Origin of the sequence: Desulfoferrobacter suflitae (assembly GCF_022603395.1) — a bacterium.
In the GTDB taxonomy this organism is placed as follows: Bacteria; Desulfobacterota; Syntrophobacteria; order Syntrophobacterales; family Syntrophobacteraceae; genus Desulfoferrobacter; species Desulfoferrobacter suflitae.
Map to the genome: position 1 here is coordinate 118392 of NZ_JAIBKA010000012.1, position 16734 is coordinate 135125.

Annotated in this window: 22 protein-coding genes; all 22 read right to left on the reverse strand. The window is 52.9% G+C overall.

All coding sequences use genetic code 11. The features are described 5' to 3' along the window. Positions 1-7: 7 nt before the first annotated feature. Positions 8-1225, reverse strand: a complete 1218-nt coding sequence (locus tag K1V27_RS18835) for an efflux RND transporter periplasmic adaptor subunit (RefSeq protein WP_258931598.1) — start codon at positions 1223-1225, stop codon at positions 8-10. Between the two features lie 88 nt (positions 1226-1313). Further along, complete coding sequence (locus K1V27_RS18840; RefSeq protein ID WP_258931599.1) at positions 1314-2675, reverse strand: TolC family protein; 1362 nt, start codon at positions 2673-2675, stop codon at positions 1314-1316. Next, a complete protein-coding gene (locus tag K1V27_RS18845; protein WP_258931600.1) occupies positions 2650-2865 on the reverse strand; it encodes a hypothetical protein in 216 nt (71 codons plus the stop codon). The genes K1V27_RS18840 and K1V27_RS18845 overlap by 26 nt, the downstream gene beginning before the upstream one ends. A gap of 85 nt (positions 2866-2950) precedes the next feature. Then, positions 2951-3100: a hypothetical protein gene (locus tag K1V27_RS18850; protein WP_258931601.1), complete on the reverse strand. Its 150-nt coding sequence runs from the start codon at positions 3098-3100 to the stop codon at positions 2951-2953. Positions 3101-3203: 103 nt separating this feature from the next. Further along, complete coding sequence (locus K1V27_RS18855) at positions 3204-3911, reverse strand: cytochrome c biogenesis CcdA family protein (RefSeq protein ID WP_258931602.1); 708 nt, start codon at positions 3909-3911, stop codon at positions 3204-3206. Between the two features lie 69 nt (positions 3912-3980). Continuing rightward, a complete protein-coding gene (locus K1V27_RS18860) occupies positions 3981-4331 on the reverse strand; it encodes a four helix bundle protein (protein WP_258931603.1) in 351 nt (116 codons plus the stop codon). Between the two features lie 67 nt (positions 4332-4398). Beyond that, complete coding sequence (locus tag K1V27_RS18865; RefSeq protein ID WP_353740624.1) at positions 4399-4725, reverse strand: thioredoxin family protein; 327 nt, start codon at positions 4723-4725, stop codon at positions 4399-4401. A gap of 120 nt (positions 4726-4845) precedes the next feature. Further along, entirely contained in the window at positions 4846-6318 is a 1473-nt protein-coding gene (locus K1V27_RS18870) for a thioredoxin domain-containing protein (protein WP_258931605.1), read from the reverse strand. 77 nt (positions 6319-6395) lie between these two features. Then, positions 6396-7880, reverse strand: coding sequence for a cation diffusion facilitator family transporter (locus tag K1V27_RS18875; protein ID WP_258931606.1), 1485 nt, complete (start codon positions 7878-7880; stop codon positions 6396-6398). A 76-nt stretch (positions 7881-7956) separates the two neighbouring features. Continuing rightward, positions 7957-8400, reverse strand: coding sequence for a rhodanese-like domain-containing protein (locus K1V27_RS18880; RefSeq protein WP_258931607.1), 444 nt, complete (start codon positions 8398-8400; stop codon positions 7957-7959). 41 nt (positions 8401-8441) lie between these two features. Then, entirely contained in the window at positions 8442-8900 is a 459-nt protein-coding gene (locus K1V27_RS18885) for a rhodanese-like domain-containing protein (protein ID WP_258931608.1), read from the reverse strand. A gap of 84 nt (positions 8901-8984) precedes the next feature. Further along, positions 8985-9875: a universal stress protein gene (locus tag K1V27_RS18890; RefSeq protein WP_258931610.1), complete on the reverse strand. Its 891-nt coding sequence runs from the start codon at positions 9873-9875 to the stop codon at positions 8985-8987. Between the two features lie 27 nt (positions 9876-9902). Next, positions 9903-10337, reverse strand: a complete 435-nt coding sequence (locus K1V27_RS18895) for an arsenate reductase ArsC (RefSeq protein WP_258931611.1) — start codon at positions 10335-10337, stop codon at positions 9903-9905. A gap of 98 nt (positions 10338-10435) precedes the next feature. Continuing rightward, positions 10436-10957, reverse strand: a complete 522-nt coding sequence (locus K1V27_RS18900) for a (Fe-S)-binding protein (protein ID WP_258931612.1) — start codon at positions 10955-10957, stop codon at positions 10436-10438. 43 nt (positions 10958-11000) lie between these two features. Beyond that, a complete protein-coding gene (locus K1V27_RS18905) occupies positions 11001-11396 on the reverse strand; it encodes a putative zinc-binding protein (protein ID WP_258931613.1) in 396 nt (131 codons plus the stop codon). Between the two features lie 286 nt (positions 11397-11682). Continuing rightward, positions 11683-11913 carry a thioredoxin family protein gene (locus tag K1V27_RS18910; RefSeq protein ID WP_258931614.1) on the reverse strand — a complete coding sequence of 77 codons (231 nt, stop codon included), beginning with the start codon at positions 11911-11913 and terminating at the stop codon, positions 11683-11685. Positions 11914-11931: 18 nt separating this feature from the next. Beyond that, entirely contained in the window at positions 11932-12414 is a 483-nt protein-coding gene (locus K1V27_RS18915; protein WP_258931615.1) for a universal stress protein, read from the reverse strand. Positions 12415-12457: 43 nt separating this feature from the next. Next, a complete protein-coding gene (locus K1V27_RS18920) occupies positions 12458-13810 on the reverse strand; it encodes a permease (protein WP_435051682.1) in 1353 nt (450 codons plus the stop codon). Between the two features lie 139 nt (positions 13811-13949). Then, positions 13950-14300, reverse strand: a complete 351-nt coding sequence (locus K1V27_RS18925) for an ArsR/SmtB family transcription factor (RefSeq protein ID WP_258931617.1) — start codon at positions 14298-14300, stop codon at positions 13950-13952. 23 nt (positions 14301-14323) lie between these two features. After that, positions 14324-15424 (reverse strand): permease, encoded by a 1101-nt coding sequence (locus K1V27_RS18930; RefSeq protein WP_258931618.1) that lies wholly within the window; start codon positions 15422-15424, stop codon positions 14324-14326. Positions 15425-15436: 12 nt separating this feature from the next. Further along, a complete protein-coding gene (locus K1V27_RS18935; RefSeq protein WP_258931619.1) occupies positions 15437-15949 on the reverse strand; it encodes a thioredoxin family protein in 513 nt (170 codons plus the stop codon). Between the two features lie 57 nt (positions 15950-16006). Next, on the reverse strand, positions 16007-16351 hold the full coding sequence (locus tag K1V27_RS18940; protein ID WP_258931620.1) for an ArsR/SmtB family transcription factor: 345 nt from the start codon (positions 16349-16351) through the stop codon (positions 16007-16009). Positions 16352-16734 lie beyond the last annotated feature (383 nt).

The following is a 16734-nucleotide window of genomic DNA, read 5'->3' on the forward strand; positions in this document are numbered from 1 at the left end:
TGCAGCATCATGGCTGCACCTCGACCCGTTGGCCCTGGGAGCGCCTCACCCATTGCAGATATTCTCCAACTGCCACCTGTTCACCTACGTGGAGGTCCCCTTCGACTAATGCGCGGGTCTCATCGGCAAGCAGAATGCGTACCGGGACCAGTTGCAGCGAACCCGAGCGCACCACGTACACCGCCGAACCGCCTTGCTCGGTTGGAAGCAGAGCGCCGCGCGGCACGGTCAGACCCTCACCTTCCTCGGTCACCACATCGATGGGGACAAAGCTGCCGATTTTCAGATGCCCTGGAAGCACGCAAAACAGGTCGACTTCGGCGCGCACCGTTTTGCCGGCTTCAAGAGAAGGAAAAATGCGCGAAATCGTAGCCTGATAGGAGGCCTGGAGGTCTTCGGAAGGAGAGGAAGCAACGGGATCAAATCTAGCGGTGTGGGTATCCTGCTGCCAGTAGACAAGCACCTTTTGGCCCTGTTGGATGCGCACCAGGTCTTCCTGCACCAGGTCAAAGGCGAGGCGATGGCAGGATATATCCATCAGGCTGAAAATGGCTTCGCCGGGCCGGGCCATATCTCCCACTTCCAGGTATTGCCGCCGGATGATCCCGGCTGAGGGACTGCGGATCTCGGTGAAAGTTAGCCGGGCACGGGCTTCTTCGAGCTGAGCCTCTAGGGCCTTGCCTTCGTTGACTATGCCAACGCTTTCCTGCTCCAGGCTCTGCAGACGGCCAAGGGCGGCGTCCAGCTGATTGCGGCTGCTTTCGACTTGGGAAGCACTGATGCCTTTTTCACGAAACAGGCGCTGATCGCGCTCGAATTCCCGCCTGCGGAAGGCAACATCCTGGCGAGCGGCTTCGAGCGATGCCTGATTGGCCTTGAGGCGGGCTTCCTGCGCTGCGATTTTTGATTCTATGGCCAATACTTGCGCCCGGATGTCGCGGTCGTCCAGAGCCGCAAGAAGCTGGCCGGCTTTTACCCGATCTCCGTCATCAACCTTCATATCTTCAATGCGAGCGCTGATGCGAGGAGAAATTTCCGCAGTCGCCAACGGCTCGAGGCGGGCCAGGTAGCTTACCGTTTCACGCATAACCGAGCGTTCAACAGGCTGTACGTTCACCGGTGCCGGGCTGGGCTGCCATCCGGGAGCGGATGCCAGACGATCGCGTCCCTTCTTCACGGCGACAGCCAGCAACCCAATTGCTGCGAGCAGGACTAGAGCGAACACAATCCGCCTGCCAGCGAATCTCGAATTCAAGGATTTTACTGAACTAAACAATGGATCTCCAATCCTGTAAGCATCCTGCCTCCAGGTTCTAGCTTCCGGTCTCCCATCGATCAATGAAGGCCTGCAGATCCTCCCCTTTCGATCTCTCCCAGCCGATCCGAGCCAGCAGATAGTCCACTACGGCTTGAGAATACTCCACGTCGGCGCGCAGCATGGCCGACTGCGCGTCTAATACATCGTTGATGGTGTTGCGCCCTTCGGCATAACGTAGCTGTTCGATACGCAATGTCTCTGCGGCCGCGGTGACATTCTTTTCCGTTACCTGCAGGCGATTCATGCTGTCGGCAAGCTCTGTCAGCGACCGATCCAAATCTTCATCGATGCGCAGCTTGACGTCCCGCATAGTCTGCTCGGCCTGGCGTATTCTTAAGGCGGCCTGTGAGACGCGGGTCTGAATGGCGCCGCCGCGAAACAGCGGGATGTCCATGGCCACCCCGACCGACCAGGTATCCTCATTGTCCAGCAGGTCCGCGCCACCAGACTGGGAAAACGGCACGCCGCTGCGCACCCCGTAGCGGGCGAATCCGTCGATCCGCGGCCAGTGTTCGGAACGGGCAACGTCTAGTGCTTTTTTGGCTTGTTCCAGTTGCGTGTGCGCTGCTTTGAGCTCGGAGCGATGGGCGCCGGCAAATTCACGCGCCGCCCCCATATCCGGCAATCTTTTGGGTACCACCTCGAGCTCGCCGGTGAGCTGCCAAAGATCGGCCTGCTGAGCGTCGGCCCCCAAAAGCCGGCCCAATTGGACCAGCAACACATGTCGATCGGCTTGCAGCTTTGACAGCTCCTGTTCGATACTCGCTACCCGCACATCCACTTTCATGGCGTCCACCGGAGCCGCCCGACCAACATCGAGCATCATGTGGATGGTTGCCGCCTGCGCTTGCAGGGCTTTAAGCGATGCCTGCGCTGCACGAATCACTTGTTCGGTTTGCAGAATTTTGAAAAACACCGAGGCCACGTTGAGTATCAAATCCTGCTGGGTGGTGACCAGTTGCGCTGTTGCCAGCTTGCCGGACAGCTCGGCAATACGGTACTCGGCAATGCGCCGGCCGCCCTGAAAAATCGGCAGAAGCAGCACCAGCCCGGCCTCCACCAAGTCATCATCAAAGACTCCCAGTTCGTTGTTGGAGTGAGCCGGGGCAATGCGCTGCTTTTCGCCGAAACGCGTGTAGCTTCCCTCGACGTCCAGGGTGGGAAGAAACGTGGAAATGGCCAGGGGTTTTTCCAACCGCTGGATGGCTTGCTCGGTCTGTGCAGCCTGCAAAACTGGATTCTGCTCGACGGCCAGGCGAACACATTCCTTAAGACTCAGAGCTATGACAGGCGAAGAGGTCGTCTCCGGTTCGCGGCCTCTTGCCCATGATTCACTTGACTGCTCGTTTTTGCCCATTTGCCCGCCCTGGACTTGGACGGATTGAACCAGCAACAAGAGACAGCAAAAGAAGAGAAACAAAACTCGCTTTATGGACATCATTTTTACCTGAAGCAATCGGCGCCTTTATCATCGTTTTGACGAACGTCCGTTTGGCGAGGCCGGATGCTGCATCAAGCGACTTTATGCGCCATTCGGTATCCATCATGCAAAATCTGATCTAAGCAAGCTGACGAAACAATGTTCGTCGCCGCAATCAAAAAACGGCATCAGTTCGATTGTAGCCCGAAATATCAATCCAGATGGGATTTGAGTCCCTGGTTTTTCTGCTGCTCCAGCCGTTTCACCAAGTCCTTGAGGATGCGCAACGCCCCTTCTTTGTCGAGGTCCAAGGCAACCATCTTCATACGTACAAATTCTTCATCGGAAATGTTGAGAACCATTTTATCTCCAGTGTTCAGTGTTCAGTGAGCGGTGATCAGTGAACAGTGAGCAGTCTTCTTGCAGGATGATTAACGAGCACGACCATCATGCTCTTTAAGTTTCTTATGCGCCCATGAAGGGCCGGACAATGAAGTAAACACCAAGAATGCCGATGGCGATTCCGGCGCATTTGCGAAACCACAGGCCTCCTTCGTGAAAAGAGCTGCTCTCAAGTAGTTTTCTAACCGTTGCGGTCGAGCTGCCGGCAACGGCAATGGGAATGGAATGGCCGATGCCGAAGAGCACGATGAAGAAAACCCCCGTAATCACTTTCTGTTGAATAGTGATAATGGCAAGGATCGGGGCAATAAAGCCGAAGGTGCAAGAGCCCGAAAGGATCCCATAAGCCAGACCCAGAGCAAAGGCGCCGAGCAATCCCTTGATTTTAATGCGACCGAGCAGACTGCCGCCCATCGAGCATTTGGCAAGGCCCATCATATCGAACGCCACCCAAATGAGTATGATCCCCACCAGAATGGTCCAGTATGACCCCACATCGCCCAGCATTCGGCCAAGCAAGGCGCAGACGATGCCGACCAGGGCAATGGTGATGAACAGGCCAACCGTGAAGGCCACCGAGTACTGCGCTGCAGACCTTGCGTTAAGGGCTTTTTCCTGCCCGGCCACATAGCTCACAATCAGTGGGATGGATGCCATATGGCACGGGCTGAAGACCACGCTCACCATGCCCCAGAGAAAGCAGCCCACGGCAGCCAGCGCAGTGCCGGTCATCATCCACGAATTGATGGTCAGCAAAAATTGATCGAACATGTATAAATCCTTTATTGAGTGAACAGTAGACAGTGAGCGGTGATGAGTGAGCAGTGAGCAGTTAAGAGATTATTTGTTTCTCAGGTACTTTATGAGGCCCACTGTCAGTTTTCGGACCTTCTCTATGCCCATCTCCAAGGCCTGAGAGCCGCTGATGAATTGGAGCTCTCTTGCCAGAATGTACTGAGTATCAAGTTCAGCTATAGAGCCTAAAGTTATGTGTAAAAAATGGATGAATTCCTTATCTGTGGCCCTGGCTGCACCTTCGGCTATGTTGCTCGCAATCGAAACGGCCGAGCGCCTCATTTGGGAGGTCAGCCCATACAATTCAGACGAAGGAAATTCACCAGTCAGCTCGTAAACGATTTTCGCCAGCGCAATCGCCTGTTTCCAAACTTCCAGTTCCTTATGAGTCGCCATTCACCATACTCCACCCAACTACCGATACTCTTTCACCGTTCACCGTTCACTGCTCACCGTTCACTGCTCACTCAACACCCAGTTTCTGCAATTGGGCGACGATGCTCTCTTTATCCATAAAGCCTACGTGGCGGTAGGCTTCTTCTCCGTTCTTGGCGTAGAAAATCTGGGTAGGGATTGCCTGGATATTATATTTGGGCACTTCATCCCGGTGCTCCCAGACATCTATGAATAGAATGGCCGCCTTGCCTTTGTACTCTTCCTTCAGTTCCTCGATGATGGGGGCCATCATTTTGCACGGAATGCACTTGGTGGCGCCCAGATCCAGCATGGTCACCATGCCTTTGACCGGCACTTCCGGCGGCAGGGGCGACTCTTCCGCTGCAAAGATCATTGCTGTCGATCCAAAAAGAAAAGTAAGAACAGCCATCAACAATATGCACTTTTTCACTCATATCTCCTTTCAACTATTCATGCCTTCAAGCAATTGGTAATTCCCAATTGTGCATCACACCTATTCCTTTGCTTCCCGTTTCCAGTCCCTATCTTTTCGGTTGTGGTCTCCCGCTTTCTTCAGAGCGGCATCAATCAAATCCTGGAAGTTCTCCAGGGAAAGTGCGCCGGAAGAGGGAACTCCATTGATTACGAAGGTCGGTGTCGAGTTGATCCCCGCCTTGCGCGCAGTCTCGACATCGGTCTCGACGGCGCTTTTATATTTTCCCGAGTCCAGGCATTCATCAAATTGACTGGTCTGTAGACTCAACTCAGCTGCGTGTTGTTTCAACCGGTTCGGGTTGAGCTCCTCTTGACTGGCAAATAAAACATCTTGATATTCCCAAAATTTTCCTTGTTCACCTGCGCAACGGGCTGCCTCGGCCGCCTTTTCCGCCCATTTGTGCATACGCAGGGGCAAGTCTTTGAAAACCCATTGGATTCTACCTTTGTATAGTTCCTTAACCTTACCGGTCACTTCATGGGCTTTGCGACAGGCGGGACAGAGATAATCGGAAAACTCAATCACCGTCACTGGAGCATTCGCCGGCCCAAGGCTGAAAGCCCCTTGCACATTCAGGTGAGCCAGGGGGGCAGCGGGTTCTTGCAAGTAGACAACGACATCCTGCGGTTCGGCCAACGATCTGCTGAACTCAACTACCTTCTGTTTGTACTCTTCGCTCTGTAGATAAGCCCGAATTCTGGCCTTAAGCTCGGCCTGAGAGTCCTTCCAGTCGAGCCATTTGTCCTGATTGGCTTGATAGTACTGTTCCACTTCCTCCTCAGTCACACTCACTTGTTGTGGAGGAACCGACTCGCGCACCAGCTGTTGAATGGTAACCCCACGCCGCTTGGCCTCTTCTTCCAGCAATCTTTCGGTGATGATCCGATCGAGGCGCTCCTTCTTCTTGGCGAAGATCTGCATCTGCAACTGATACAGTTCGGATGCCAGCGGTTGCACCAGCTCTGCCGCGGTGATGGGCCGGCCCTTCACCATGGCGACAATTTTCTCGCTCTGCCGGTCAGGTTCCATGGCGAGCGATTGGTTTTCTCTGGGGATGATATAGGTTGCCAGAATGAAGGCGAGCAGGCTCACTGCGATGGTTTGCCATAAGCGCTCCCGCTTGAACGAAAAGAGCACAATCAAAATGACTATCAAACAATTGACCAGACAAAAGATACACAGGGCATGAAGCGAAACCATGATCCAGAGCAGGCTCAACTCAACTCCGAATGCGACCGCCACCCACCAGAAAACCAAAAAATGCGCCCAATACAGCAAAACCGCCAGAGCAATGTAGTAGATTGCACCCCAAAGCCATAACGGTAGTGTGAACAGAGTGAATTCGGCGGTTTCTTTGCAGCCGCCCGAAAAGCTGCCACACATTGACGCCAGCCATGGAACGTATTCGGCGGCCCCGCTGACAGCTGCCACCCCTAAACCCAGCAGGCTCAGGACCAGCAAGAGCCTTTCTCTATTGAACTTCAATGACATTCTAACCCCCATCACAACAACGGTCGCAATGAAACATCAACGTAACACTCTTTCTGCTCACTACCACTCCTCACTGCTCACCGCTCACTTGCACCAGCAATAAGCTCCTTGTAGAACAGGTAGCCGCCCAAGATGAGGAATAAGCTGTCCCGAAACAAGTACCAGGTGGTGGCGGGGTCTCCCTCGGTGTTGGTAGTGAAGCAGCCGCAGTGCACATCGAGGCCGCGGGCTAGATTGAACAGTAATGCTCCGAAAAAGGCGACCAGCAGCAGATTGGTCAGCAGCAAGGCTCCGGGCAGCCATAAGCCAAATACCAGCAGAAGGCCGAGCGCCAGTTCCAGCCATGGCAAGATGATGGCGGTCAGGTTGACGACTGCGTCTGGAAGAATCTGATAATTGTAGACGGTTTGAGCAAACGCTGCAGGGTGCCATATTTTATCAATGGCGGCAAAAACGAATATGGCTCCCAGCAACAGTCGAACCCAGAACTGGAGGGGCTTTTTCGTGAACCAGCGGGTGCCCGTCGAGGTCCGCTTGTCTTCGACGGAAGATGAAGCATTGTCAGTGTTTGTGCAGGACAGCTCGCAAAGGACGCTGCCGTTGCCGCATGCCGCGGTCTCGAACTGCAGAATCGGGTGATCGATGTCAAAGCGATCGTGCAGTTGTCGCCGTACTTTGTCACACAGGTCGTCCACTCTGCTGAGATGCTGGTCCGGCACGACCACATGGCACGAGAAGGCGACGCTGGATGAGCTCACATTCCAGGCATGCAGGTAATGAACCCCGAGGATGCCCGGCATTTGCTCCAGATAGTCCCGCACCCGATGGATGTCGATGGTGGCGGGGGTGGCGTTCATCAGAATGCGGGTTGCTTCTTTCAATATGGACCAGCAGTTTTTGAAAATGAAAAGGGCGATCAAAATCGACAGCACCGGGTCGAGCCAGTACCATGGCTTGAACATAAGCACCAGGCCGTTTAAGAGTACCACGACCGAGGTCAAAAGATCTCCCAGCATGTGAAGAAAAGCTCCGCGCACGTTGAGATTATGCTTTGAATCGCGGTGCAGAAGCCAGGCTGAGAGGCCGTTGCCGGCTACGCCAATGCCGGCGATGAGCGCCACCCAGCTTCCCAGCACGGCTTCGGGATGGTGCAGACGATGCAAGCCCATATAGATGATGAAGGCTCCTGCGCCTAACAGCAGCGCGACGTTGATAACCGCCGCGAGGATCTCGGCGCGTCGGTAGCCGAAAGTATTACTTGTGGTGGCCCCCTTCATGCCGATGCGGTTGGCCACATAGGCGATCAAAACCGCGGTGAAATCGCTGAAATTATGCGCCGCATCGGAAATGAGCGCCATACTGTGCGCATACAATCCTCCGATCACCTGGGCTATGGGAATCAGCAGATTGAGGCCGAGGGTGATCAGCAGCCTGGAGCCGCTGGTATCTCTCACATCCACGTGGCAGTGCCCAGCCACATGAGCATGGCCTGCTTGTTGATCATAATCGTGTGCCGTATGTTCGTGCGAACAGCAACCCGAAATTTCGTTTCTGTGTTCCACTTTCCTTCCTCTTTAAACCTGTTGTTGCAATTCGGCCTTAACCGAATGATTGGATACCAAACGCTTCCCGGGCAAATTAGTCAACCAACTCTTTCGCCTTATCTCCCCGTAAATACTCTGCTAATGCTACCAGACCGTCTTGCAGGTATTTCACTTCAAAGCCTTTGGTCTTCAGATAGACCATAGCGATGATGGCGCGGTCTTTGTGCGGACATGCCGCTACAATGGTCTTGCTGCGATCCAACTCAGCAAGTCTGCCGGGCAGCTCATTCAATGGGATGTTTATGGCAAATCCCATGCGCCAGGCTTCGAACTCTTCCTTGAATCGAATATCAACGAGCTGAACTTTACCTTCCCTGTATTGCTTTACCAACTCCTTGCTGTCTATTTTCATGTCCTTGCGGGCCTGGTAGTCGAAACCGGCAAGATAATCCTCGAGTGAGGTTTGAGCTGGCAAAGCGGTTGCAGAAAGAGTGAACAAACCTATCGAAAACAAAGCAACTATCAATATTATTCTCATTTGTTACCTCACCATTGTCGCCACTTAAAAAGAAGCAAATTCTAAGGCTCGGGACCTGTTGCAACCGGCAGAGAATTTTCCTGCCAAAGCGTCCAGCCGTTGACCAGCACACGAACGTTGGTGTAGCCCTGATCCATCAGTGCAAGAGCCAGCTCTTTACTCAAGTTGCAGCTCTCCCCGTCGCAGTAGGTGATGATAAGATCCTCCCTGCCGACGTCTTTCATCACTTCATCTACGCGCGCATCAAACTGATCCCACGGCAGATTATGACCTCCCGCAATGTGCCCCTCGGCATACAGCTCGGGCGAGCGGGCGTCAATGAACAAAGCCGCCTCGGCATAAAAAAAAGCTTCGGCCTCCTGCAAAGAGATCATCAGGTTCTCGCCGGTCTCCAGAGTCAGCTGAGCTTCGGGTGTCCAGTCTCCAACCCAGGGCAGTCTCCCTGGGCGCAGCCCATTCACCAAAAGAGCAAAAAGCCCTGCGAGAAGAATAATCGCCACAGCCTGTAGGACGCTCTTTAATCCCGTCGAAATACTACCACCTGTACCGTCCACATTCACCTCAATCGCAAGTAGTCTCCTGTGCTATAGCTCGGGAAACCTATGCTCTGTCTTTCTGGGAATCAAAAGGACCGGACAGGGAGCGAGACGAGCGATGTTGTAAGCCACACTTCCAAGCAGTATTTCCGAAAGCGGGCTTTTTCCTTGAGCGCCCATGACCACGAGGGAATAGTCTCCCGTCACAAGGCATTCCATTATTCTCGATACGGGATGGCCTTTGGAGATTTTGCCATGAACCCGTGGCACTCCTGCATCCTTTATATGCTTAACCACAGTTCCAATCTCGCTTTGCCCAGCATCGTCGGGCTGTTTCAGGACAGACAAAGGAGAGATGTACACGGTTTCCAGCGCGTGCAAAACGGTAACCTCAGAAAGTCCTTTGGGAACCAGGTACTCCAGATAGGCGGTAGCGCCGGCGGCTACCTCGGAAAAATCGGTCGGAAAAAGTACATGGCGCAGCAACTCTGAAGTGCGCAACTGGCAGCTGCCTTCACGTCCTCCTCCCATGAGGCGATCAACATTGATGAGTAACACCGGGAATCGGGCATTGTGCAGCAAGGCAGCGGAGAAGGAGCCCAGCACCATCTCGCGCCAGGCGGATTTGCCGTGAGAACCCAGCACCATGAGCGAAGCGTGATGTTCTTGCGCGACTTCGTTCAAGGAAGCAGCCGGCCGGCCCACCGGGGTCTCCACGATCACTTCAAACCCCTGGCTTTCCAATTGCGATTTTTGTTCTTCCAGTTTGAGCCGGGCTGCCGAACGTAGAGATTCATCCGCCCCGACCAGGCTTTTGGTGACGATGACATGGGTGAGTATCGCTTGCGAACCTCCCAGTGCCCGAAGATCGGCGCCACAGCCTACAATCAGGTCCCAGTCCCTGGAAAGATCCGTGGCCAGCACCATCGTTTGCAACATGAGAGTATCTCCTAGTCAACTTTCTGCTCACTCATCACTCAAGACCGAGGGCAGCTTCTCGACAAATGTCCTGATTTCATCGCGCACGCGCCGATAGTGGGCCATAATTTCTTCTTCACTTGAACTTCCGGCGGCAAGTCTTGGCGGATCATCAAACCCTACGTGCATCACTTTGGTTTTAGCCGGGAAAAACGGGCACGACTCGTGGGCTCTGTCACATACGGTGACAACGTAGTCAAAATCGATCTGCTCGACCTCAGAGACATCCTTTGATCGATGTTGCGATATGTCTATGCCGACTTCCGCCATCGCCTTGACCGCCCTTGGGTCGATGCCATGTGGTTCCACTCCGGCCGAGTAGGGTTCAATGAGATCCGTCTTCAGATGTCGCGTCCAGCCTTCAGCCATCTGGCTGCGGCAGGAATTCCCGGTGCATAAAAACAGAATTTTCAATTTTTCCATTCTGAATTACCCTTATTTGTCCTCACCGACCGTCATGCTCTTTTTAAGACGGAACAAAGCATGACAGGTGCTATCTTTCTGTTCACTCATCACCCTTTTTACTCAAATTGGAACTGCTGCAGATAGGCTTCGAGCTTGGCCCTGTTTTCTCCGGTTAAGGGCGGACAATCCTCCGGGCCTTTACCACCTTCAGCCACCTGGGTGGCAAACACCATGCAGGTCGGCTGACCGCACTCACGGCAATTGGTTTTTGGCAGCAATTTCAGGATATCGATGACCCTTGGCTTTGGAGCGCCTTCGAAACGGGGCTCGATGGTTGCACGATTCTCCCATGCAGAATTCACTTCGTCCTTGAGCCATGCCAGGATTTTGTCCGCCTCCGTCTCGTCTCGAAGCGCATTAACGGCGATCTTTCGCGGATGAACCGCAATCAACTTGCCTTGGGCCTTGAAGGAAACCGACGGCGGATCCTTGGTGTACTGAAATCCCCCCAAGACTGAGTTCAGGTAAGGCAAGGCCTCACCAATATCTTCATTGAGATGAGCGATGCAGTGGAGTGATTCCGCCTCTCGCCGGCATTCGGGCCGAATGATTTCTTTTCGATAACCGCTGAGTAACATAGTGCACCTCCTTGGTTGGTGCATTGGGGCATAGGGCAGCCACTCAAACAGCGGCCTTTTGTTGATCTCCCATGCAGGACTGTTTAATGGCCTCCTTGACCTGTTCAATCTCCTCGCGCTTCAGATTAAAGTCCTTGTTTTTCTTGATGCCGAGATCGGTCAACACCACATACGTTTTGAGCGGCACTCCGGCCTGCTCCAGAGTAGCTTTGGCGCAGCCAAGCTCACAGCCGTCAATGACCACCATCTGCGGAACATCCTTTGCCGATTGGATAAAGCCCTGCAGTTTGCCGCCAATGCCGGCCAAACAAAATATTTTGCCGAAGCCTTCCTGAGTTAGCTCGACGGCGGCCTGATTGGACAACTGCCCCACATTTGAGCCGCCCGAGCAGGCCAAGATCATGATGTTTCCACTCGTTGCACAACAACTCTCAGTCACTTTTGTCCTCCTTTACCTTCTGAAACTCCAATTTTGCATTTATTGTTGATCACCACAAAGAGCACTGAGAAATACGAAGAAAAGACAAAGAGGTAAATAAATTCCTCTTTGTGATCTTGGTGGCCTTCGTGGTTCAAATGAAATCAGCTAATTACGTGAGAAGTGCAAAACCATAGATTCTGAGACTGTCTATAGCCCGGAACCTGACACTATAGCCCGAAGGCTAAAAGCAAGAGGCTGGAAGCAGGCATCAGCCTTCCCGTTTCCTGCCTCTCGCCTCCAGCATCTAGCTAATCCAGCCTTTGACCTCATCCTTGGTGGGGACTTTACCTACCGACTTGACTTCACCATCAACAACTACGGCGGGTGTTCCGAATACGCCGTAGCTGCCGATATCCAGTATGTTGGTGATCTTTTCGATGTTGGCCTGTATACCGGCTTCGCTAACAGCTTCTTTAACCACTTTTTCCGTTTGTTGGCACTTCGGGCAGCCAGGACCCAATACTTTGATTTCCATTTGAATCTCCTTTCTTATTTATCTTTTGACCACAATGACAGGTTTCTTACTATGCCGGATAACGTGCTCAGAGACTGAACCAAGAAGCATTTCCTTGAGGTTGCTGCGGCCATGGGAGCCTAAAATGACGGCATCCACATGCTCATCTTGCTCGATTTGCAGAATTTTCAATTTCGCGACGCCCCGTTCGATTCTAATCTTCACTTCGAAACCTGCATCTTGTAATGCTGATTCGAAGGGTGCCAGACCTTCGCGAGCTTCCCCTTCCTGCGCCTTTTGTACTTCTTTGAGAAACTCGGCGACCCCTTTGGCGGGCGTCTCCAAATGAATCCCAGGGAACAGGTGGTGATGATATTCCGAAGTGCTTTCAGCCTCGCTTTGGCTAATGACGTGCAAAAGTATCACCTGTTTTATGCCGCTGCCTTTCATCTCAACCAAACAACTCAGAGCCTTCGAGGACACTTCAGAAAGATCAGTCGGGTAAAGAATTTTTTTAAACATTTCGGTTACCTCCACTGGAGCTCAAGTGTTTTGAGCCGGTTCCCTAACTGAAATAATGCCCGAAGATCATACCGCAGATGGTGGACATCACCACCACTAGAGTCACAAATACCACGGTCTTTTTGGTTCCCATGACACTGCGGATCACCAACATGTTGGGCAAAGAGAGCGCCGGGCCGGCCAAAAGCAGAGCCAAGGCCGGTCCCTTGCCCATCCCGGAGCCGATCAATCCCTGCAAAATGGGCACCTCGGTTAAGGTGGCAAAGTACATGAACGCCCCTACAATGGCGGCAAAAAAATTCGCTCCGAGAGAATTTCCTCCCACCAGTCCGCTCACCCACTGGGAGGGAATGAGCCCTTCCGCGCCGGGCTGGCCTAAAAGCAGTCCGGCCGCCAGCACACCGCCGAACAGGAGCGGCGTGATCTGCTTGGTGAAGCCCCAGGTGGAAAGAAACCACTCCTCGGTTTCCCCGCGGGTGGTGGTGATGAGCACCGTGAGTGCAATGATGCCCGCCGAAAAGGCGATCAGAGGTTCATGCGGAAAGGCGAACGCCAGTGCCGCCACAACGATGCCGGCAATCACCACCTTGACCGCCTTCACCCGAAACCAGATGTTGAGCTCTATGCCGAAGACCACCGCAAAAGCTCCGGTCAGCCACCACTTGACCTCGTATATTACATTCCAAAAGCCGACCGGATCGGAAGGCTTCCCCCAGGTGGCGGAAATGAGCAGACCGACCATGGTGGCAAAATATATCACATTCTGCCACAGGGGCCGCTCGACCTCGGCGGTCGGAAGGTGCAAGGCGGCCTCGGCTTTCTGTTTCTCTTCCTTGATGAATATGAGGTACATGAGAAACCCGATCACTAAAGCGAAAAAAATGGCCCCAACGGCGCGGGCGATGCCGAGCTCAAGGCCGAGGATTCGGGCGGTGAGCACAATGGCGAGGATATTTATGGCCGGCCCCGAGTAGAGAAAAGCAATGGCCGGTCCCAGTCCGGCGCCGCGCTTCCAGATGCCGGCGAAAAGCGGCAGCACGGTGCAAGAACAGACTGCCAGAATGGTGCCCGAAACGGAGGAGACCCCGTAGGCGATGACCTTCTTGGCGTTGGGTCCCAAATAGCGCATCACGGCGGCCTGCGATACGAAACAAGAAATGGCTCCGGCGATGAAAAAGGCCGGCACCAAGCATAACAGCACATGCTCCTGCGCGTACCATTTAGCAAGCGACAATGATTCCATGATGGCGTTGGTGAACCGCTCGCTGTCCATGGGAAGATAGAACAGCAGCAGAAACGCTCCCACAATCAGCGTCATGGGCATCCAGATTGTTTTCCAATCGATGCGGCTCGGCTCCGTCTCCTCCTGAACCTCCCCCACATGGTCTCTTGTCATGTCCTTATCGGCAACGCGAGTATCACTCATGATCAAATCTCCTTTTGTAACTGCAGGTCCGATTTCTACGAACCGCTTTATCGCATGAAAGGAATGTCTCTCTTACTCAGTAATAGAAAAAGCCTTTTCGCGCGTCGGGTTAAGCTGACTTCTGAACAGCTCTCTTTTGCTGCACTGCGGGCAGCCTGGCTGCCAACTCGAGCACATCCGGCGAATTTTCCAGCCAATGCTTGAGATGCCCTAAGATGCTTGCTGCATAAGGTGAACTGCTGCCGTCGGCGAGACGATAGCTCACCCACAAGCCATCTTTTTGATACACGACCAAACCGGCATCCGTTAACAGTTTCAAATGGCTCGAAACGGTCGCTTGCGCTATGCTCAAAATTTCTTGTATTTCGAAGACGTACATGGATCTCCGCTGCAACAGCTTAAGTATTTTCACTCGATTGGGCTCTGAAAGGGCTTTCGTTACTTTGACGAATTCTTTCATCTCTTCCTCCTGAAGAGGCAAATCTATACTAAAATATTGAATAAATAACCGACTATTAGGATGCCGCAGGCAACTACAGCGATGAAGGTTGCGATCAGACGAACTTTCAGCACGTTTCGCAGGATGACCATCTCCGGCAAAGACAGCGCAATGACCGACATCATGAAAGCCAAAACCGTTCCCAGGGCGGCGCCCTTGCCGATCAGCGCATGCACCACTGGAATAATTCCGGCGGCGTTCGAATACATGGGAACTCCAATGATTACTGCAAGGGGCACCGACCACCAAGCTCCCTTGCCCATGATCGAAACCATAAAGCCTTCGGGAACATACCCGTGAATGGCTGCGCCCAAAGCAATACCAAGCACCACATAAGTCCAAACTTTGCCGACAATGGTGCGCACTGCCTCGAAGCCGTAATCAATTCGCTCCTTCCAGCTTAAAGATTGTTCTTCAGGCTCCTCATCGCCTTCCTCCTGCATCTCATAGACCCAATCCTCAAGATGTCGTTCCATGTGCAGACGGCCGATAGTCCAGCCGGAGATCATAGCGATGAGCAATCCCATGCCGAGATAAATGCCGGCAACTTTCCAGCCAAACAGTCCATAGAGCAGGACCAGGGCGATTTCGTTGACCATGGGCGCCGCCACCAGAAACGAAAAAGTGACCCCGAGCGGCACGCCGGCGGTTACAAATCCAATAAAAAGAGGCACCGCCGAGCAGGTGCAAAATGGAGTGACAATACCAAGCAATGCAGCGAGCACATTGCCGAGCGATTCGCGCTTGCCGGCCAGAATTGAGCGGGTACGCTCGGGTGTGAAAAACGATCGAACCACACCCACCCCGAAGACGACCAATGCGAGCAGCATCAGCACTTTGGGAGTGTCATACAGGAAAAACTCGACCGCGCTGCCCAGATGGCTTGATGCTGACAAGTCAAGCAAACTGTAGGTGACAAATTTGGAAAAGTTGGAAAGATTTCGATAGATGAGCCACCAGGCAGCGAGCATCAGCAACGCCAGCAGTCCTTTTTTGACTGATATACGCCGGTCTTGCCCGCCATTGGTTGGCAGGCCCGCCCCCTCGACAGCATAGCAGCAGGTTTTATCATTACTCGAATTCATCACTTATGACTCCTACTTGGTGGCTGTTTGGGCAGCGGCCTCAGTCACCCATTTTCTGATCTTGTCTTTGCTCGGCACATTTCCCTTGGCCATCACCTTGCCATTGATCAGCAGCGCCGGCGTGGACATGATGCGGTATCTCGCGATCTCTTTCATGTCCCGAACATGCTCGAGGCCGGCCGGCAGGTTCAGTTCCGCAAGCAGCTCCATAATGATTTTTTCCAGCTGATCGCACTGAGGGCATCCCGGGCCGAGGATCTTGATTTCCATCTCCCCGGTGGATTCCTCTTCGTAAGGTTGTCCCATGAACTTGCGAAACTCACGCAAGAAAGCAATGCCATATTCCTCTCTCGCCCCGGATGGGATATAGTTGCTTTTACCCAGCTGCTCCAGCATATGTTCTTGAATTTCCTTATTGTCCTTGTTGGCGTAGTCCTCAGCCATTTCCTCCATGAGCTCTTTAATTCCAATAATGCCCACCCCGAATTGGCCTACTTTTATACGGGCAACTTGCTTCTCAGTCATACAACGCTCCACATTCAATTTTTTGATATCGATGTCCAACTATTTAATTGTTCACCATCATTTTTTGCAAATTCTGTCCCTAGATATCCCGGGCAGATGTCCATAAAGTCGCGTGACTTCGGGATCATCGTCCAGCCAGTGCCTGAGGTTACCGAGAAGTGCCGCCGCATAAGGGCTGCTTTCACCGTTGGTAACAAAATAGTTGACCCAAAGACCGTCTTTCTGATAAGCGAGCAACCCTGCCTCCTCCAGCACCTTGAGGTGATTCGATACGGTCGGCTGAGAGACTCCGAGGAGCGACTGGATTTCGCAGACGCAAAGGGATCTGCGTTGCAGCAACTTAACAATTTTGACCCGGTTTGGATCGGATAGCGCTTTCATGATCTTAACGAACTGCTTCACCGGTGTGCCTCCTTCATACATAGTGAAATAACTATATATAAACTTAACAATACGGGCAAGGTTTTTTTCTCGTTCATCACACATTTCTGCAGATTTATCTTTAAACAGCTTAAGTAAATGGAGAATGCGGAATCAGACAGCAAAGATCGCCTTTAATAATCTGAACCACCAAGCCATATCGATGAGCAGTAATTTATAAATCCGGCAATTGAAGAAATTCGAACATGGCAAGCCGTTCACCCCTTCCAAGAGACTATGACACGCTTAATTCAGAGTCAAAGATCAAGCCCGATCCTATCCTCAAGCCTGCCACCCCGTCTTTATCGCTAATCGATGGACAATAACGGAAAATCTTCTTGTAGCGCTCTAGTTCATGAAACCCC